14 protein-coding genes and 1 pseudogene are annotated in these 18,675 nt (G+C 65.3%); 7 read left to right on the top strand and 8 right to left on the bottom strand.

Annotated features, from left to right (window positions below):
• Nucleotides 1-12: 12 nt before the first annotated feature.
• Entirely contained in the window at nt 13-1,620 is a 1,608-nt protein-coding gene (locus SO139_RS30940) for an L-aspartate oxidase (protein ID WP_498541102.1), read from the bottom strand.
• Between the two features lie 97 nt (nt 1,621-1,717).
• Nucleotides 1,718-2,824: a quinolinate synthase NadA gene (nadA, locus tag SO139_RS30935; protein ID WP_498541101.1), complete on the bottom strand. Its 1,107-nt coding sequence runs from the start codon at nt 2,822-2,824 to the stop codon at nt 1,718-1,720.
• A 366-nt stretch (nt 2,825-3,190) separates the two neighbouring features.
• Between nadA and SO139_RS30930 the strand changes: the two genes are divergently transcribed.
• From SO139_RS30930 to SO139_RS30905, 6 genes and pseudogenes are all read left to right on the top strand, one after another.
• Complete coding sequence (locus SO139_RS30930; RefSeq protein ID WP_498541100.1) at nt 3,191-4,456, top strand: MFS transporter; 1,266 nt, start codon at nt 3,191-3,193, stop codon at nt 4,454-4,456.
• Between the two features lie 38 nt (nt 4,457-4,494).
• The gene (gene acuI, locus SO139_RS30925; protein ID WP_498541099.1) at nt 4,495-5,481 is read left to right on the top strand and encodes an acrylyl-CoA reductase (NADPH); all 987 of its coding nucleotides are present in this window, start codon (nt 4,495-4,497) and stop codon (nt 5,479-5,481) included.
• Nucleotides 5,482-5,592: 111 nt separating this feature from the next.
• Nucleotides 5,593-6,192: a hypothetical protein gene (locus tag SO139_RS30920; RefSeq protein ID WP_449383952.1), complete on the top strand. Its 600-nt coding sequence runs from the start codon at nt 5,593-5,595 to the stop codon at nt 6,190-6,192.
• A 175-nt stretch (nt 6,193-6,367) separates the two neighbouring features.
• Nucleotides 6,368-6,611 (top strand): annotated as a pseudogene (locus tag SO139_RS30915) (DUF6894 family protein).
• A 208-nt stretch (nt 6,612-6,819) separates the two neighbouring features.
• Nucleotides 6,820-8,553 (top strand): methyl-accepting chemotaxis protein, encoded by a 1,734-nt coding sequence (locus tag SO139_RS30910; RefSeq protein ID WP_498541098.1) that lies wholly within the window; start codon nt 6,820-6,822, stop codon nt 8,551-8,553.
• 345 nt (nt 8,554-8,898) lie between these two features.
• On the top strand, nt 8,899-10,587 hold the full coding sequence (locus SO139_RS30905; RefSeq protein WP_498541097.1) for a methyl-accepting chemotaxis protein: 1,689 nt from the start codon (nt 8,899-8,901) through the stop codon (nt 10,585-10,587).
• 2 nt (nt 10,588-10,589) lie between these two features.
• On the opposite strand, the gene SO139_RS30900 is transcribed toward SO139_RS30905, so the two are convergent.
• The 6 genes from SO139_RS30900 to ygfZ form a co-directional block, all read right to left on the bottom strand.
• The gene (locus tag SO139_RS30900) at nt 10,590-13,289 is read right to left on the bottom strand and encodes a DUF2339 domain-containing protein (protein WP_498541096.1); all 2,700 of its coding nucleotides are present in this window, start codon (nt 13,287-13,289) and stop codon (nt 10,590-10,592) included.
• Nucleotides 13,290-13,334: 45 nt separating this feature from the next.
• Nucleotides 13,335-14,303: an NUDIX hydrolase gene (locus tag SO139_RS30895; protein ID WP_449383948.1), complete on the bottom strand. Its 969-nt coding sequence runs from the start codon at nt 14,301-14,303 to the stop codon at nt 13,335-13,337.
• A gap of 22 nt (nt 14,304-14,325) precedes the next feature.
• Entirely contained in the window at nt 14,326-14,832 is a 507-nt protein-coding gene (locus SO139_RS30890; RefSeq protein ID WP_027524310.1) for a tyrosine phosphatase family protein, read from the bottom strand.
• A gap of 134 nt (nt 14,833-14,966) precedes the next feature.
• On the bottom strand, nt 14,967-15,584 hold the full coding sequence (locus SO139_RS30885; RefSeq protein WP_498541095.1) for a YfbR-like 5'-deoxynucleotidase: 618 nt from the start codon (nt 15,582-15,584) through the stop codon (nt 14,967-14,969).
• Nucleotides 15,581-16,207, bottom strand: coding sequence for a DNA-3-methyladenine glycosylase I (locus tag SO139_RS30880; RefSeq protein WP_498541094.1), 627 nt, complete (start codon nt 16,205-16,207; stop codon nt 15,581-15,583). The genes SO139_RS30885 and SO139_RS30880 overlap by 4 nt, the downstream gene beginning before the upstream one ends.
• A complete protein-coding gene (gene ygfZ / locus SO139_RS30875; protein WP_498541093.1) occupies nt 16,204-17,082 on the bottom strand; it encodes a CAF17-like 4Fe-4S cluster assembly/insertion protein YgfZ in 879 nt (292 codons plus the stop codon). The genes SO139_RS30880 and ygfZ overlap by 4 nt, the downstream gene beginning before the upstream one ends.
• Nucleotides 17,083-17,185: 103 nt before the next feature.
• Between ygfZ and SO139_RS30870 the strand changes: the two genes are divergently transcribed.
• Nucleotides 17,186-18,520: a dihydroorotase gene (locus tag SO139_RS30870; RefSeq protein WP_449383944.1), complete on the top strand. Its 1,335-nt coding sequence runs from the start codon at nt 17,186-17,188 to the stop codon at nt 18,518-18,520.
• The last annotated feature ends 155 nt before the right edge of the window (nt 18,521-18,675 follow it).

Here is an 18,675-nt window from a genome sequence, read left to right as displayed (position 1 = left end):
ACAAAATCTCCGTCAGGCGAGCATGGCTTGCGCCGCCCGGCGCGTGGGTTGTTCGGTCAGCGTCTCGGCGATCTCGCGCGCAGCGGCGAACGTCGTCATGGTCCGTTTCGCGAAAGCCGGTACCTCTGTCGGATGGTCGGAGCGGAAATGCGCGCCGCGACTCTCGTGCCGTGCGAAGGCGGATGTGGCGACGAGCAGTGCCGTGGTCGCCATGTTGCGCAGCGCGACGCTGCCGGCATCGCGTTCAAGCTCCGCGAAATGTTGCACGGCCTGCACGAGCCCGTCGCGGTCGCGGATTACGCCGACATGCGCGCTCATCATGGCGCGCAGACCGGTTTCGGCTCGTTTGTCGATCGCAGCGTTGCGCGGCGTCACCGGCGCTTCCGGCAGCCGGGCAGGTGGGGGGATCGCGCGGCCGGCGATGTCCTTCGCGATGCGCGCGGCATAGACGACGGCCTCCAGCAGCGAGTTCGAGGCGAGCCGGTTGGCGCCATGTGCGCCGGTCGACGATACCTCGCCGCCGGCCCAGAGCCCGTCTATGGACGTGCGGCCACGCGCATCCACCGCGATGCCGCCCATGTGGTAGTGCGCGGCGGGCGCAATCGGAATCGGCTGCGTCGCCGGATCGAAGCCGGCTGCGATACAGCTTGCATAAACGGTCGGGAATTTCTGGGCGAAGCGCGCACCCAGCGCCTCCCGCGCATCGAGGAACGCGCCGCGGCCCGCCGCTACTTCCGCGAACACGCCGCGTGCGACGATGTCGCGCGGCGCCAGCTCAGCGAGCGGGTGGCGTGCCGCCATGAAGCGTTCGTCCCTGCCGTTGATCAGAACAGCGCCTTCGCCGCGCAGCGCTTCGGTCGCAAGCGGCGCCGGATCGTGGCCGGCCATAATGGCGGTCGGATGGAACTGCACGAATTCGGGATCGGCGATGACGGCTCCGGCCCGTGCCGCGATCGCGAGCCCTGATCCGCTTGCTTCCGCCGGATTGGTCGTGACGGCGTAGAGATGGCCGATGCCGCCGGTTGCCAGAACCACCGCGCGCGAAGCGATGATGACGGGACGCGACCTCACATTGCTGGCGTCGCGGAGCTGCAATCCGGTCACGGCGCCGTCCTCGGTCAGCAGAGCCTCGGCGACGAGGCCTTCGATCAGGCGGATCGACGGAGTACGTCGCACGGCCTCGCTGAGCGCCGCGATGATCGCCGCGCCCGCCATGTCACCGCGCGCGTGTACGATGCGCCGTGCCGAATGCGCGGCTTCGCGCCCCACCGCGAGCCTGCCCTCGAGATCGCGGTCAAAGGGCACGCCGTAGCTGAGAAGATCGTGAATGCGCGGCGATGCCTCGCGCGCGATCCCGAGTGCGACGGCTTCATCGACGAGACCGGCGCCGACCGCGACCGTGTCGGCCGCGTGCGCCTCGGGGCTGTCGCCCTCAGCGACGGCTGCCGCGATGCCGGCTTGTGCCCATGCGGACGATGCGCCTTGTCCGAGCGTTGCGGCCGAGATCAGCGTCACGGCTCGCGGCGCCAGCTTTAGCGCACAGAACAAGCCGGCGAGACCGCCGCCGACGATAACGACGTCGTCGGTGGTGCGGGTGAGGTTGTGGCAGTTGTCTTGCATCGGTCTCTCCAATCTCTCCGCTGTCGTCCTGGCCAAGGCCAGGACCCGGCGCTCCGCTTCGCTGCGCTTGTCCGGGACGACAGTGTTGGTTGTGGCGCTAGTTCTTCAAATTGATCATCCGCTCGACCGAACGCCGCGCGCGTTCAGCGATGGCGGGATCGATCGTCACCTCTTCACTGAGCGTCAGCAGGCTGCCCAGAATGTTCGACAGCGTGATGCGCTTCATGTGCGGGCAGAGGTTGCAGGGGCGCAGCATCTCGACATCGGGCAGCTCGGCGCGCACATTGTCGGCCATCGAGCATTCGGTGATCATCACGAGCCGTTTCGGCCGTCTCTCGCGCACCCAGTTGATCATGTGCGCGGTCGAGCCGGTGAAATCGGCTTCCGCCAGGACATCGGGCGGGCATTCCGGATGCGCGATGATCTGCACGGACGGATCGGCGTTGCGGAAGGCGCGCAGCTCCTCGCCGGTGAAACGCTCATGCACCTCGCAGGCGCCTTTCCAGGCGATGATCTTCACGTCGGTCTTCGAGGCGACGTATTTCGCGAGGTATTGGTCGGGCAGGAAGATCACGCTCGGCGCGCGCAGGCTTTCGACCACTTGCACCGCGTTCGACGAGGTGCAGCAGATGTCGACCTCGGCCTTCACCTCGGCGGAGGTGTTGACATAGGCGACGACCGGCACGCCCGGAAATTTTTCGCGCAACAGGCGCACGTCCGCACCCGTGATGCTGGCGGCGAGCGAGCAACCGGCGCGAGAATCCGGGATCAGCACCGTCTTGTCCGGATTGAGCAGCTTCGACGTCTCGGCCATGAAGTGCACGCCACACTGCACGATGATGTCGGCCTTCACCTTGGTCGCCTCGATCGCGAGCTGCAGCGAGTCGCCGCCGATGTCGGCGACGCAGTGAAAGATCTCCGGCGCCTGATAGTTGTGCGCGAGGATCACCGCGCCCCGCGCCTGTTTCAGCTCGTTGATCGCCTTGATGGTCGGCGCCATCAGCGGCCACTCGATCGACGGGATCACGTGTTTTACGCGCTCGTAGAGATGCGCCGTGGCCTTATCGACCTCCTGTGTCCATTCCAGCGAGGGCCGCGGCAATGCGAGGCCGCGATTGCCGACGGGCTTGCGTGCGGTAGGAGCGGGGTGGCCCTGCGGCCGCTTGGTAAAGTCGTCGGGACCGTAGATTCCAAAGATCGGCATCGAAGCCTCCCGTTCTTATATACTCAATATGAGTATATGTGGGCCGTTAGAAATCCGGCCTTTCGAGGCCGGTTGGGTTTGCGAGCCGCAATCAGCTTTTTGCCAGACAACATCCGCAGCCCAGGAACATGTCAGCAGCTCATCTTGATATACTCAATATGAGCAAATTGAACATAGCACTTGAGACGGCCGGCCGCCAGACCCACCCGGACACATTCCCGTGCGCTCGCCCGTGCGCTCGCTCCGCGCGCGATTTGCAGGGCTGCAATGTTCGGGACCCCTCTTGGGATTTTCATGCAGATGCATTAACTGCTCGCAGCGCGGTGACCTATTCCGGACCCGCCAACGGCAGAAAAGGGAAATTGCATGTCGGCAAGCGTGGGCGACGTTGATCCGGTTTCGCGTTCTTCCACTTCTCCTTCTTCTTGGCGCACGCCTGCGATCATCATTCTTTGCGGCTGCGCCATCGGCATGCTGAGCTTCGGCCCGCGTTCGAGCCTCGGCTTCTTCGTTCAGCCGATGAGCCATGAGTTCGCCTGGGGGCGCGACGTCTTCGGCCTCGCGATCGCGTTGCAGAATCTGTTGTGGGGACTGGCCCAGCCATTCGCCGGCGCGATCGCGGATCGCTTCGGCTTGTTCCGCGTGATGTGCGTCGGCGCCGTGCTCTATGCCGGCGGCTTGTTGTTGATGCGCTATTCGTCGACGCCGCTCTCGCTCAACGTCGGCGCCGGCGTCATGGTCGGCTTCGGACTTGCCGGCTGCTCGTTCAATCTCGTGCTGTCGGCGTTCAGCAAGCTGCTGCCGGCCGAGAAGCGCGGCCTGGCGCTCGGCGCCGGCACCGCGGCCGGCTCGTTCGGGCAATTCCTGTTCGCGCCTGTCGGTGTCGCGCTGATCGACAATTTCGGCTGGCAGCAGGCGCTCACGGTGTTCGCGGGCCTGATGCTTCTGATCATTCCGCTCTCGCTCGCACTGTCCACGCCGCCGGTTGCGGATTCGTCCAGCACGCCGGCCGCCGACGAGCAATCCTTCACCAGGGCGCTCGCCGAGGCCTTCGGCCATCGCTCCTATGTTCTGCTCGTGCTCGGCTTCTTCACTTGCGGCTTCCAGCTTGCCTTCATCACCGTGCATCTGCCGGCGTTTCTCGTCGATCGCGGCATCTCCACGCAAGTCGGCGGCTGGGTGATCGCGGCCATCGGCCTCTTCAACATGGTGGGCTCGCTGAGCGTCGGCTGGCTGCAAAACTATCTGCCCAAGCGCTACATTCTCTCAACGATCTATTTCATCCGTGCCCTCGCAACGCTCGCCTTCATCTCGTTCCCGATCACGCCGTTCTCGGCGATCGCCTTCGGTGCGGTGTCCGGCCTGATGTGGCTCTCGACCGTACCGCCGACCTCGGCGTTGGTGGCGCTGATGTTCGGCACACGCTGGCTCGCAACCCTCTATGGCTTTGCTTTCGTCAGCCATCAGGTCGGCGGCTTCCTAGGCGTCTGGCTCGGCGGCATCGTGTTCGAGCGCTTCGGTTCCTATGCGCCGATCTGGTGGCTCTCGATCCTGTTCGGCGTGCTGTCCGCGCTGATCAATCTTCCGATCGTGGAGAAACCCGTCGCCAGAGCGGTTGCGCAGCCTGCCTGATCGGCTAAACATCCCCAAAACAGTCAGGGAGTTTTGCCGTGGCAACGTTCAAGGCGATCCGCATCGACAAGGCGGACAAAGGCACCACTGCCGCGCTCACGCAGTTCGACGAAGCCGAATTGATGGACGGTGACGTCACCGTGCGCGTCGAGTGGTCGACGCTGAACTACAAGGATGGCCTCGCGCTCACCGGCAAGGCACCGGTGGTGCGCCGCTTCCCGATGATCGCCGGCATCGATTTCGCCGGCACCGTCGAGCAGTCCTCCCATCCGCAATGGAAGGCGGGCGACAAGGTCGTCTGCACCGGCTGGGGCATGGGCGAGACGCATCTCGGCGCCTATGCGGAGAAGGCGCGGGTGAAGGGTGACTGGCTGGTCGCGCTGCCGCAGGGCTTGTCGGCGCGCGATGCCATGGCGATCGGCACCGCCGGCTTCACCGCGATGCTCGCGGTGCTGGCGCTGGAGAAGCAGGGCATCTCGCCGAAAAGCGGCCCCGTGGTGGTGACGGGCGCGGCAGGTGGCGTAGGCTCGGTTGCGACTGCCGTGCTGTCGAAGCTCGGCTACCACGTCATCGCCTCCACCGGTCGCGCGGCGGAAGCCAGCTATCTCAGGGAATTGGGAGCGGCCGAGGTGATCGACCGCAACGAGCTGTCCGCACCCGCAAAACCGCTCGCCAAGGAGCGCTGGGCTGGTGGCATCGACAGCGTCGGCTCGACCACGCTCGCGAACCTGCTCTCGATGACGAAGTACGGCGGAGCGATTGCAGCCTGCGGTCTCGCCGCCGGCATGGATCTGCCGTCCTCGGTCGCGCCGTTTATTTTGCGCGGGGTGTGCCTTCTCGGCATCGATTCGGTGATGTGCCCGCTGGAGCCGCGGAAGGCCGCCTGGCAACGCCTGGCGTCCGATCTGGATCGGACGAAACTAACTGAAATCACTAAGGAAATTCCGCTCGGCCAGATCCTTGAGTGGGGGCCGAGGATTCTCGCAGGCGACGTCCGCGGTCGCATTGTGGTAAAAATTCTCTAACGGCGTTCAGACTTTACCAACCAAGCTGCTTCAATGTCGCCACTGTTGGTATGGTAAGCAGCGGGTAAAGAGATCAGGCTTGCCCGCTACTGGGGTCGTCGGAGTAAGAGCATGCTTGCGCGTATTGTGTTGGGAGCTGTCACCGCGGCGGCAACGGTCGCGCCGGCCGTTGCAGGAAGTATGAACGCGGACGAGGCGCGCCGGTTCGTGGCGGGCAAGGTGTTCGCCTTCACCTGTTTCGACGGGACTCGCGGTGCAGGCCGCATCCTCGATGATCTGGGTGCGGCGGGCGCGGTGCAGTTCTCGGGCGCCGGTCCCGTTCGCCACGTTCGTCTGCCGGGCAACACGCTCCAGATTCGCGGTCAGAACGTCTGCGCCTCGATCAAGGGCATCCCGTTCGAACCCTGCTTCAACCTGGAAAAGACCGACGATCGTAGCTTCCGCGGCTCGGTCTCGGGCATGGGCTTTGCCTATTGTGATTTCCACCACCAAGGTGGCAATCAGATGCTGATGGCGCGCGCGGTGGCGCGGCCGCGATCGCTGCGTGCGCCGCGCACGACCGGCTCCGTCAGCGCATCCGCAACCGAAGTCGCTACGCGTGTCGAGACGCCGCGCGTCGAGAGCGGCCGCATCGAGCCGGTGAAGTCGGAAGCAAAGCCTGAAGTGCCGAAGAATGAAGGCCCGCTCGAGCTGCGCCGCTCGACCGACTGAGCCTTGCCTGCCCCCGGCGCATATGCTTTCCGCGCCGTTATCGTTGAAACCTGACGAGCTGTGGTCGCCGCCGCGCCGTAGTCATACGGGCGGCGGTTTTCATGCCTTGGTAGCTGTTCGCGCCACAGCCTTGCGTGACGGCCGGCAGGGAGCGGCCCGATACGAAGGTTTGACGATGGCGCTGTATTACTTTCGGATCAGCACCGGCCGCTATTCCGGGGCATCCGACCACGCTTATGAATTCGAGGATCGCGCGGCGGCCTGGAGCGAGATGACGGATGTTTGCGCTCGGCAGCATCGCACGGGGCCTGAAGCCCAACGCGCAATGGCACATGGATCTCCTCGATGAGAACAAGCAGCTCGTGTTTCGCATCAGCCTGGCCAGTGAGGCGGTGAAGGAGCGCAGCCCCGCTGCCTAGAACCCGAGCGGCCTACCGCCGCGTGTGGTTAACTTGTTAAGCGCGTGAAACGTGCTGGTTTTCAAGGGTTTTTTGTCAAAACTCGGTAGTTCCACGGAGCGTTCTCTTAACCAAATTGGAATTCCCGGCGCTCAGTTTTTGGGCAAGGGCGATCAACGCCGAGAGCGGCCGACAATGACTTGGCCGCGCCTATCCGGGAAACGTACCCATGTTGAGCTTTGTCCAGAATTTGCGGATCGGTACCAAGCTGGCGGTGACGTCGGTGTTCGGTATTCTCCTGGTGGTCGCCATGATTGCGAGCCAGCTCGTCGGCAACGGCAATGTGCGTCGTTCCAACCAGGCGGCCATCGCGCAGCAGGAGCTGGCGCGGGATGCCGTCGAGGCCAGGCTCTGGGTGCGCAGCACGCAACTCAGCGTCCGGGATATCCGGCTCGCCAACAATGCCGCGGAGCTGCAGAAAGCGAGCGAGTCTCTGGTCGAACGCTCAAGGTCGCTGGACAACGCCGTGGAAGCGATGCTCAAGCTGTCCCGGTCTGCGGAAAACCGCGCGCGGATCGAAAAGCTCAAGAGCCTCTCCGCAGATTATTTGAAGGGCGCGCAGCAGATCGGCTCCATCCGCAGCGAGATGATCGCCGCGACCAGCGCCGATGCCGCACGTGTTGCCAGGCTGACCGAAGAAAGCCTGCGCATCGCGCGCGAAGTCACGTTGCCGATCTCTACCGAAATGGACGGCCTGACGGGCCAGATCGCGGACTTCGCCAGGCACAGGAGCGAGGAGGAGATTGCCAGCTCCGCGCAGGAGATGGCGTCCAGCGAGCATATCGGAACGGTGGTCGGCATCTGTGCCGCCCTTGTCCTGTTCGGCTCCTGGCTGATGTCCTTCCTGACGATTGCGCGGCCGATCCGCGCACTCACGGCGGCAATGGACAAGCTCGCCGGTGGCGATTTCTCCGTGGTGCTGCCGGGGCTCGGCCGCAAGGATGAGGTCGGCGGCGTCGCCGCGGCGGTCGAGAAGTTCAAGATCGTGTCCGAGCAAAAAGCGCGCGACGAGGCCGAGGCCAAGACCAAGCAGGAGCAGATTGCCGCCGCGCAGCGCAAGGCCGAGATGCACAGGCTCGCCAGCAGCTTCGAATCTGCTGTCGGCGAGATCGTCGATACCGTGTCCTCAGCTGCAACCGAGCTCGAAGCGTCAGCTTCGACGCTTACCTCAACGGCCGAGCGCGCGCAGGAGCTGACCACGATGGTCGCCGCGGCCTCTGAAGAGGCCTCCACCAACGTGCAGTCCGTGGCCTCCGCGACGGAGGAACTGTCGTCGTCGATCACCGAGATCAGCCGCCAGGTGCAGCAGTCCGCACGCGTCGCCAACGAGGCGGTTGGCCAGGCACGTACCACGACCGAGCGTGTCAGCGAATTGTCCAAGGCGGCCACCCGCATTGGCGACGTGGTCGAGCTGATCAATACCATTGCCGGGCAGACCAACCTGCTCGCGCTCAACGCCACCATCGAGGCGGCGCGCGCCGGCGAGGCCGGTCGTGGTTTCGCCGTTGTGGCTTCCGAGGTGAAGGCCCTGGCCGAACAGACCGCCAAGGCGACCGGCGAGATCGGCCAGCAGATCTCCGGCATCCAGACGGCGACGCAGGAGTCGGTCAGCGCCATCCGCGATATTAGCGACACCATCGAAAAGCTGTCGGAGATCTCTTCGACCATTGCGGCCGCAGTGGAAGAGCAGGGCGCGGCGACGCAGGAAATCTCCCGCAATGTGCAGCAGGCCGCGCAGGGCACGCATCAGGTGTCATCCAACATCACCGACGTGCAGCGCGGGGCGGGCGAGACCGGATCGGCCTCAACGCAGGTGCTGGCGGCTGCGCAGTCGCTCGCAGGCGACAGCAACCGGCTCAAGCTCGAAGTCGGAAGATTCCTCGACACCGTGCGCGCGGCCTGAGGGGCGGCACGGCTCGACAGGTCTGAGCGGCAGCCTTTGTCCTCATCCCCTTCCGGTCGCCGCAGTCTGCTGCGGCGGACGGGCGTTCATGGTGCAATGCGGCAGTGAATCAATCGCGGGGTTAACGATCCAGAAAACCGAAGCAGGCCTCATCCCGGCAAATTCGACCGTATTACTACGGGGTTCCAAATTAACCGCGGCTTGGAAGTCAGGGTGCATTTTCGGACCCAACGAGAACCAGCCAGCATTCGTCGAACTGACCTCCGTCCGATCGTCCAATTTGTCGATCGCGGCGGTAACGACCGCGTCCGCCTTGCGTAACGTCCATCTGTCGGGATTATTGCGATGTCGAAATTGTCGATCCGATTGAAGATATTGACCGTGTTGAGCGCTCTGGTACTCGCGCTCGCCGGTGTCGGCATCATGGCGATCAGCACCATGCAGGCCATCAACGCGCATACGGTCGAGATTTCCGAGAGCTGGCTGCCCAGCGTCCGCGCGCTTGGATCGCTCCGCGCCGACATCAACGAGCTGCGGGTCGCGCTCCGCCTGCACCTGATGCAGGACAGCGCCGAGGGTAAGGACGCCGCCGAGAAGCGGATGGGGGCGCTGCGCGAGCGCATCGAGACGACGCGCAAGAGTTATGAGCCCCTGATTACCTCGCCCGAAGAGCGCGCCCTCTATGACCAGTGGAGCAAGGCCTGGGGCGAATATCTGAATGGCGTGCAGGAGGTGATGACGCTGTCGCGCAAGGGCGTCGGCCACTTCCCGACTGACGCCAACGACCTATTGCAGACCAAGGTCGCCAAGATGGCGCAGGCCGCCGATCCGCTGCTCCAGCAGGACATCGAGCTCAACAACAAGGGCGCCGAAGCGGAGACGAAGAAGGCCGCCTACAGCTACACCGTGGCCTTCCGTGTTCTGCTCGGCATCATCGTGACGTCGGTGCTGATCGCGATCGCGGCCGCCTATTTCCTGGTGCAGGACGTCTCGCGCGGCATCGCCTCGATCATCCAGCCGATGCAGGCGCTCGGCAATGGCGAGCTCTCGGCCGAAGTCCCGCATCGCGGCGCGCGGACCGAGATCGGATCGATGGCCGATGCGTTGCAGATCTTCAAGGAAGCGCTGATCGCCAAGAAGGCCGCCGACGAGGCGGCGGCGCGTGACGCCGAGGCCAAGATCGAGCGGGCTCGCCGCGTCGACGGTATCACGCGCAATTTCGAGACCATGATCGGCGAGATCGTCGAGACCGTGTCGTCGGCCTCGACCGAGCTCGAGGCGTCCGCGAGCACGCTGAGCGGTACCGCGCAGCGCGGCCAGGAGCTTGCGACCGTGGTTGCAGCCGCCTCGGAAGAGGCGTCCACCAACGTCCAGTCGGTTGCGTCGGCGTCGGAGGAGCTGTCGTCGTCGATCACCGAGATCAGCCGGCAGGTGCAGGAATCTGCGCGGATGGCGGCGGAGGCCGTCGACCAGGCGGCTCGCACCAACGAACGCGTCAACGCGCTATCGCAGGCGGCCGCGCGCATCGGCGACGTCGTCGAGCTCATCAATACGATCGCGGGACAAACCAACCTGCTGGCGCTGAACGCGACGATCGAAGCCGCGCGTGCCGGCGAAGCGGGACGTGGCTTTGCCGTCGTGGCATCCGAGGTCAAGGCGCTCGCCGAACAGACCGCGAAGGCGACCGGCGAGATTGGCCTCCAGGTTTCGGGCATCCAGACGGCCACGCAGGAGTCCGTCGGCGCCATCAAGGAGATCGCCGGCACCATCGAGCGGCTTTCCGAAGTGTCATCGGCGATCGCCGCGGCCGTCGAGGAGCAGGGCGCCGCCACGCAGGAGATTTCGCGCAACGTGCAGCAGGCATCGGTCGGCACACAGGAGGTCTCCTCCAACATCACCGACGTGCAGCGCGGCGCGATCGATACCGGCTCGGCCTCGACCCAGGTGCTGTCAGCCGCGAAATCGCTTGCTTCCGACAGCACGCGCCTCAAGGTCGAGGTCGCGAGCTTCCTGGAGTCGGTGCGCGCGGCCTGACCTCACGCGCCTGCTTGCGTCGCAGGCGGCGGCGCCTGCCGGCGGAACAGTATCCGCTGGTAGAGCCAGCCGATCGCGACCAGCACGATGCCGAGCCCCATGAACGACAGCGCGCGCCAGACGCCTGCCAGCGTCGACATGTCGATGACGAATGCTTTCAGGATCGTCAGCGCGATCACGACGGCGGAGGCGAGCCGCGCGCGCTCCGAGTTGACCAGGAGGCCAACGCCGAGCAGCACCACGCCAAAGCCGAGCCAGCCGATCGAATAGGTGTACTGCTCGGCGCCCGTCGTCGCGCCATAGAGCAGGACCGGCCCGTGATAGAAGCGGCGGATCTCCAACGTCACATATGTAAGAGCGAACACCAGCGCGCCGCCGGCAATAGTGTTGGCATAGGCGGTCGGACGATGTCCCGCCACCGCATAGGACAAGAGCAGCATGAGCACTGCCGGCAGCGCGTAGCCGAGCAGCAGCAGGTTGAACACGAGGCCGCCGACATCGACGCTGCTGAACAGCCACGGATTCTCCAGGATCAGGAGGCCGAACACGCTGATAAGTCCGGCGATCACCGTGAGCACGACCGCGCCGACATTGTGCACGATGCTGTGGCTCCTCAGCCGCAGGCGCTCCAGCCCGATCGCCATGGCGAGCGTCACGCAGGCCTGAAGCGCGAATTCGAGCAGCGAAGGCGGCGATGTCATGTCGCCACCGGTGGCGAAGTGACGGATCTCCATGAAGGCGAGCAGCGCGGTGAACAGGATCGCGGCGGCCTCCACCATGCGCAGCGGCGCGTCGTCGCCGCGGCGGTGCAGGAAACGGCTCGCTGCCCAGAACGACAGCGCCGGCACGCCGTAACCCCAGAGCAGCCAGTTGAAGATCGGTGTGGTGCCGACGGCATCGCCGACGATGCGCGGGTCGTAGACGATGCGCGCGGTGACGATGCCAGCCAGGATCGCGGCAAGCCAGCGCAGGAAGGCGATCGGCCGCTGGATGGAGATCCAGGCGGTGCCGAGCGACATCAGCGCCAGCGCGATCGTGAGCCAGCCCTTCTCCAGCGCGAAGGTCAGCGCCAGCGCCAGCGCGCCAAGCGTGCCGGTTGCGAACAGGGCAATCGAGATCGCAAGGCCGGGCCGGTTCTCGCGCCGGGAGAGTGTCTCGGTCGCGGCCGCGAAGGCCGCGGCGAGCAGCACGGCGAGGATCGCGAATGGAATCGAGCGGTCGAGATGCGCGATGCGGGCGTAGAGCGCAACCAGGAGCGCAATCGGCGTGAAGGTCGCGGCCGCCGACCACACGACGGGGATGATCGCGGAGGACGAGCGTCCCTGAGCGAGGAAGCCCACGCCGCCAAAGCCCGTGGCGAAGATCGCCGCCATCATCAGGTGCAGCCACACCGAGCTGTCGGTCGCGGTCGGTCCGATGCCAGGCAGCGGACCGCCGGGCAGCACCAGCATGTCGGGGTTGGCGCGCACGGCCCATTCGGCGAACACAATGAAGACGAGCGCTGCCGCCGCGCCGAGCGCGCCGGTCGCCGAAGGCGCGCGCCAGGCGACGAACAACGTTCCGGCAACGAGGAGAGTGAACGTGATCAGCGCGAGGTCGGCATGGGCGCTCGACAGCACGATCAGCATCGCGCCGAACAGATAGGCGGCGAGCGAGCCGGAGGATACCGGTTCGATCTGGCCGTCGTCGATGGTCGGGCCGAACATGAAGCCGCAGACCACCAGCAGAGCGGCGAGCACGAAGCCCGCGATCACATGAAAGGCGTGCGGGGCGGCGAGCGTCGCACCGAGGTCGAGGCCAGGGAAGGTCCACAGGAGCGCGAAGACGATCGTGGTCACCGCAAGCCAGCGCCACAGCCGGATGCGCGCGAGACCAAAGCTCGCCGCGGTGACGATGGCCAGATAGATGTAGAGCGCCCAATAATCCGGCTTGTCGGAGGAGACGAGGACCGGCGTTACGAAGGCGCCGACCACGCCGAGACCGGCGAGTGCAGGGCCGTGCAGCAACGCAGCAGCAAGCGTGCCGAGCGCAACGAGGCCGAGCAGCACGAAGGCGGTCGCAGGCGCGAGGAAATCGTAGAGTGCATAGGCGGCATAGACAGTCGCAAACGCCACCGCCGTGCCGGCGGCAGTGAGGATCGCGGGGATGTTGGCGATCGGCAGCGCCTGGATCTCGGCGATGCTCTCCTTGCGCCGCGTCCATTCGCCGGCGCCAAGCAGCGCAAGCGCGAACAGGCCGCCGAGGAAGACGCGGACGCCGGGGCCGAGAAGGCCGGCCTCGATCGAATAGCGCACCATGAAGAAGCCGCCGAGCGCGAGCGCAAGGCCGCCGATCCACACCACCCAGCGGGTGCCGAGCCGCTCTTCGAGACCCGGCCCTGCAGCCGGCGGCGGAGGCGGTGGCGCGACTTGAGCTGCATCCGTTTCGATTGGCGGCGCGGCCTGATCGACGACGAGCGGCGGCGCCACCTCGGCGTCAGGCGAGGGCGGCTCGGTGGCCTGCGGCGCCGCGGTCGCGAGCGTTTGCTCCATCTCCTGCGGCGTCAGTGGCGGTGGCTGGATCGGCCGCAGCGCGTGCAAATTGGCTTCCAGCATGCCCAGCCGACGGCGCAGATCGGTCGCTTGATTGGAAGCCTTCAGTGCAATCAGGAAGGCGGCGATTGCGATCATCACCGCAAAGACGTCGAACGGGGCGTCGAACATAAGGCCTCCAGGCGAGCCGCGAAAAGCGACCCGCGTAACATGCTCTTAGCGCCGGGAGCGGACGCGCAAGCCTGGCGCCGGCCGCTCCTGGAGCACTTCGCGGCGGAAGCGATAGAGTGCTGCCGGCCGCCCGCCGGTCTGTGTCGACATCACGCCAGTCGGTTCGACCAGAGCTTCGCTTTCCACTAGGCGACGGAAATTCTGCTTGTGCAGGTGCCGGCCGGAGATTGCCTCCACCGTGTGCTGCAATTCCGTGAGTGTGAATTCGGCGGGCAAAAGTTCAAAGATGACAGGGCGATACTTGAGCTTTGCGCGCAGCCGGGCAATGCAAGTGGCGAGAATCCGGCGGTGGTCGAACCGCATCGAGAGGCCGAGCGCAGGAAGCGCCTTGCGCGCTAATGCCGCAGGACGGCCGTCGCGGCGCGCCTCCTCGATCAGCCCGGCCTCGTAGAGCAGCTCGTAACGGTCGAGCACGCGCTCCTCGTCCCATGCCGCGCCGTCCAGGCCGAAATTGAGCCGCACGCGATCCCTGCGCGGCAGCGCACGGATCGTCTCGGGCGTCTCCTCCTCGGCCCACCGGGTCAGCGCCGGAATGATGTCGCGGGCGATGATCGCCGGCGGCTGCTCGCGCCAGTCCTCCCAGGGGAAGAAGCGATACCACGGCTCGAACGTCGCACCGGCCGCACGTACTCCGTTGTCGCTGGCGCGAGTCAGCGCGAGATAGCCGATCGAGACCATATGCGCGCCGGTATCGGCCGCCTCCGCATGACGGCCGCGATCGCCAAAAGTGTAGAGCTGCTCGACATAGCCGAGCCTCAAGCCCGCCTGTTCCTCGACCCAGGCGCGCAGGCCGATCTCGAAGGTGCGATGTGTCAGCGCATCGAATGGACCGAAAGGCAGGCCGGCCAGGCCGTCGCTGCCGCGCGCTGTGAGGATCAGCGGCTCATGCGCCTCGATCGCAACGATTGCGGCGGTCAGGCCGATCTCGATCGGCGTCAGCAGCTTGTCGCTCATCCGGGAAACGGGTTTTGCGGGGTCATTCGAGCTCGATCACGAATGGACGGCTCTCCACCATCATCGCGCCCGGACCCATCTCGTCGAGCGCGCGCAACATGCGACCGTCGCGGCGGAGCGCGCGATCGGCGAGCTCGACGATGCGACGGTTGGGCGAGGCGATCGGGGAGGCGGCGCGGATCTTCTTCGCGATCTCGATTTCGTCGCGATGCGGATTGAGCAAGCATGCCGCGGCAAACGCGCTCGCGGTGGAGCGGCTGATACCGGCATAGCAATGCACGACCAGCGGCGCGCTGCGATCCCAGCCGCGGACGAAGTTCAGCACCTGGTTGATATGTCCTTCCGAGGGCGCGACGAAGCCGTCCAGCTCCTCGGTGATGTCATCCATCGAGACTTTCAGATGATTGGCCGGCAGCACCGACACTGGCCGCACCACCTGCTCGACATTGGCCATCACGGTCAGCACATGGCTGGCGCCGGTGAGACGAACCGTTTCGGGCAGGGCGGCAAGCGAGCAGACGTGGATCATGGTGTTCCTTCTTGCGGCCGATTATAGCCGGCACCCGTAGGGTGGGCAAAGGCGCAACGCGCCGTGCCCACCATGCTTCACCTTGCTCTGATCGGTGGGCACGCTTCGCTTTGCCCACCTACGAATAGCCTACGCTATGAAAACACTGCATTGAACCGCTCCAGAAACCGCTTCTCGGCTCTCGCAGCCGTCCACGGCGTCAGATAGTCGCGGAGAACGGTTTCGGGCAGGCTAGGGTCGCGGCCGAACAGCCGCCGCGCCTCGCTCTCGCTGAAGCCGGCGAGTTCGGTGGCCTCGAGATAGGCCGCACCGCGATCGGCGGCCTTGATGGCCTGCGTGATCTCCTCGGGAAGAACCGGCGGCAATCCGAAGCGGATATGGATCGCGCCGAGCAGCCGCTTCTCCACCGCCTTGTAGTGGCCGTCGAGCACGGTCTTGAACGGCGAGATCATGTCGCCAATCACGTATTCCGGCGCATCGTGCAGCAGGGCGGCGAGCCGCAAGCGCTGGTCGACGCGCGGGCTTTCGTGGCGCATCACGGTCTCGACCAGCAGGGTGTGCTGGGCGACCGAGAAGATGTGCGCGCCCGTGGTCTGCCCGTTCCAGCGCGCGACGCGTGCGAGCCCATGCGCGATGTCGGCGATCTCGACGTCGAGCGGCGAGGGGTCGAGCAGATCGAGCCGGCGGCCGGACAACATGCGCTGCCAGGCGCGGGATTGCACGTCGTTTGCGGCGCGCTTCGCGACTTTCATCTTGCTTTGAGGCGCAGCTTGCGCTGCGTCTTGCCGCAGGACGCGTGGCAATGGCAGTCGACGAGATGGTCGTTGACCATGCCGGTCGCCTGCATGAAGGCATAGACGATGGTAGGGCCGACGAATTTGAAGCCGCGCGAGGACAGCTCCTTGGAGATCTGCACCGACAGCGGCGTCGAGGCAGGCACGCTCGCGGTGGTCTTGAACTTGTTGACCAGCGGCCTGCCGTCGACGAAATCCCACAGCAGCTTCGAGAAACCGGGGCCCTTGTCCATGATCTCCAGATAGGATTTTGCGCTCGCAATCGTGCCCTCGACCTTGGCGCGGTTGCGCACGATACCGGCATCGTTCATCAGCGCGTGGACCTTCTTCGCGTTGTAGCGCGCGATCTTCTCCGGCTGGAAGTCATCGAAGGCTTTGCGGAAATTGTCGCGCTTGCGCAAAATCGTGATCCAGGAGAGGCCGGCCTGGAAACCGTCGAGAATCAGCTTCTCGTAGAGCGCGCGGTCATCGTATTCAGGCACGCCCCATTCCGTGTCGTGATAGGCGACATACAGCGGATCTTCGCCGGGCCAGGGGCAGCGCGTCAGGCCGTCGGCATGCAGGCGAGGGGCGCGGCTCATGCGACGGGATGCTTCGCTGGAATGCGGACGACGTCGGGTTCCGCGAGCCTCACATCGAGCCCGCCGGCGGTCAGTGTCTGTCCGGCGTCGAGCGCGTCGACGACGCGATCGATGCGCACCAGCGCAATGCCCTTGCCTTGTGCCGTCGAGCCGATGGTGCCGACCGGCTTGTCGCCGGCGAGGATGGTGGCGCCGGCCTCGGGTGAGGGGCCGTCGAGCAGCACCTTGACGCTGCGCGTGCGCGCGGTGCCGCGATGTTGCATGCGCGAGACCACCTCCTGGCCGACGTAGCAGCCCTTGTCGAAATCGACGCCGAAGAGGCGATCCATGTTGGTCTCGTGCGGGAATGCATCGCCATAGATGAAATCGAGCCCGCCCCGCGGCACGCCCAGCGCGATGCGATGCACCTCATATTCGGACGCCTCGAGGAGTTCGGCACCGATCAGCGCGGCAAGCTTCTCCTTGAGTTCCGCGGGGACCAGGATACGCAACCCGAGCCGCTCGTCGCGCGGGTCGGTGAAAGCGAGGTCGGGCTGGGCGGCAGGCTTGCCATCCCATGCGGCCAGCACGCCGAGATCGGACAGATTTTCCACAGTGACCTTGGCGCGCAGCTTGTAGAACTTCAGCTTGGTCGCGAGGGTTTCCGCGAGCGCCTTCGGGCAGTCGATCAGGTAGCCGCCGCCATGGCCGGCGGGTGCCTCCGTGATCAGGAAATCCACGATGATCTTGCCCTGCGGCGTCAACAGCGCGCCGAATCGGCCGAGCCCGGGCTTGAGCCTGCCGATATCCGTGGTGAACAGGCCATTGAGGAAGCTCTGCGCATCCTCGCCTGCGATTTTGACCACGCCCCGATCGGGGAGAAACGCTGCCTTCATTGCGAAAATCTCTTGCGACATGTCTGCTTCGAACGTAAGCCCGCCCTGCTTAAACGACAAGGCCTCGAGCCCTGCGCCTGAGGGATGAAAGAGACTGACAGCCATGACCCAGCATTTTGACGTGATCCTGAAATCCGGCACGGTGGTCAATCAGGACGGCGAGGGCATCCGCGACATCGGCATTGTGGGTGGCCGTATCGCGGAGATCGGATCGCTTGCGCAAGGCGCGGCGGCGGAGGTCGTTGACTGCAAGGGCCTGCACATCCTGCCCGGCGTGATCGACACGCAGGTGCATTTCCGCGAGCCTGGCCTGACGCACAAAGAGGATCTCGAGACCGGTTCGCGCAGCGCTGTGATGGGCGGCGTCACCGCCGTGTTCGAGATGCCGAACACCTCGCCGCTCACGGTGACGGAAGCTGATTTCACCGACAAGGTGAAGCGAGGCCATCATCGCATGCATTGCGATTTCGCCTTCTTCATCGGCGGCACGCGCGAGAACGTGCAGGATCTGCCGCATCTCGAGCGTGCGCCGGGCTGCGCTGGCGTCAAGGTGTTCATCGGCTCCTCCACCGGCGCGCTGCTTGTCGAGGACGACGACAGCCTGCGCCGCATTTTTCAGGTGATCCGCCGCCGCGCCTCGTTCCACGCGGAGGACGAATATCGCCTCAACGAGCGCAAGTCGCTGCGCATCGAGGGCGATGCGCGCTCGCACCCGGTCTGGCGCGACGAGACTGCGGCGCTGATGGCGACGCAGCGTCTCGTGAAGCTCGCGCGCGAGACAGGCAGGCGCATCCACGTGCTGCACATTTCGACCAAGGAAGAGATCGAGTTCCTGCGCGACCACAAGGATGTCGCATCCTGCGAGGCGACGCCGCATCACCTCACCATGGCCGCTCCCGAATGCTATGAGCGGCTCGGCACGCTTGCGCAGATGAATCCGCCGGTGCGCTCGGCCGATCACCGCGCCGGCATCTGGCGAGGTATCGAGCAGGGCATCATCGACATCCTCGGCTCCGACCATGCGCCGCATACGCTGGAGGAGAAGCAGAAGACCTATCCAGCCTCGCCCTCGGGTATGACCGGCGTGCAGACGCTGGTGCCGTTGATGCTCGACCACGTCAATGCGGGTCGGCTGTCGCTCGCCCGGTTCGTCGATCTCAGCAGTGCCGGGCCTGCACGCCTCTTCAACATTGCCTGCAAGGGCCGCATCGCCGCGGGCTACGATGCCGACTTCACCATCGTCGACCTCAAGCGCAGCGAGACCATCACCAACAAATGGGTCGCCTCCAAAGCCGGCTGGACGCCTTACGACGGCGTGCGCGTTATGGGATGGCCCGTCGGCACCTTCGTCCGTGGCAGGCGCGTGATGTGGCAAGGCGAGCTCGCGGCGCCGTCGCAAGGCGAGCCGGTACGGTTTCTGGAGACGCTGAAGCAGTAGGGCAAGGCCCACCGCCGACATGCCCCGGCTTGACCGGGGCATCCAGTACGCAGCAGGCCTCTCGGTTCAAGAACAAGCGTCTCTGGAATACTTGTATGGGCTTGGTCAAGGATGAGTGGTTGTTAGATCATTTCAGATCATCTCCTTGTTCGAAG

The sequence above is a fragment of the Bradyrhizobium sp. UFLA05-89 genome (assembly GCF_059803475.1).
This window is presented reverse-complemented; position numbering and strand designations above follow the sequence as displayed.

Excerpts from the sequence above, each read along its gene's own strand:
- SO139_RS30895 (WP_449383948.1), bottom strand. The coding sequence starts at position 14,303 with ATGAGCGACAAGCTGCTGACGCCGATCGAGATCGGCCTGACCGCCGCA.
- ygfZ (WP_498541093.1), bottom strand. The coding sequence starts at position 17,082 with ATGAAGGCAGCGTTTCTCCCCGATCGGGGCGTGGTCAAAATCGCAGGC.
- nadA (WP_498541101.1), bottom strand. The coding sequence starts at position 2,824 with ATGCCGATCTTTGGAATCTACGGTCCCGACGACTTTACCAAGCGGCCG.
- SO139_RS30870 (WP_449383944.1), top strand. The coding sequence starts at position 17,186 with ATGACCCAGCATTTTGACGTGATCCTGAAATCCGGCACGGTGGTCAAT.
- SO139_RS30880 (WP_498541094.1), bottom strand. The coding sequence starts at position 16,207 with ATGAGCCGCGCCCCTCGCCTGCATGCCGACGGCCTGACGCGCTGCCCC.
- SO139_RS30905 (WP_498541097.1), top strand. The coding sequence starts at position 8,899 with ATGTCGAAATTGTCGATCCGATTGAAGATATTGACCGTGTTGAGCGCT.
- SO139_RS30900 (WP_498541096.1), bottom strand. The coding sequence starts at position 13,289 with ATGTTCGACGCCCCGTTCGACGTCTTTGCGGTGATGATCGCAATCGCC.
- SO139_RS30920 (WP_449383952.1), top strand. The coding sequence starts at position 5,593 with ATGCTTGCGCGTATTGTGTTGGGAGCTGTCACCGCGGCGGCAACGGTC.
- SO139_RS30890 (WP_027524310.1), bottom strand. The coding sequence starts at position 14,832 with ATGATCCACGTCTGCTCGCTTGCCGCCCTGCCCGAAACGGTTCGTCTC.
- SO139_RS30910 (WP_498541098.1), top strand. The coding sequence starts at position 6,820 with ATGTTGAGCTTTGTCCAGAATTTGCGGATCGGTACCAAGCTGGCGGTG.
- SO139_RS30930 (WP_498541100.1), top strand. The coding sequence starts at position 3,191 with ATGTCGGCAAGCGTGGGCGACGTTGATCCGGTTTCGCGTTCTTCCACT.
- SO139_RS30885 (WP_498541095.1), bottom strand. The coding sequence starts at position 15,584 with ATGAAAGTCGCGAAGCGCGCCGCAAACGACGTGCAATCCCGCGCCTGG.
- SO139_RS30940 (WP_498541102.1), bottom strand. The coding sequence starts at position 1,620 with ATGCAAGACAACTGCCACAACCTCACCCGCACCACCGACGACGTCGTT.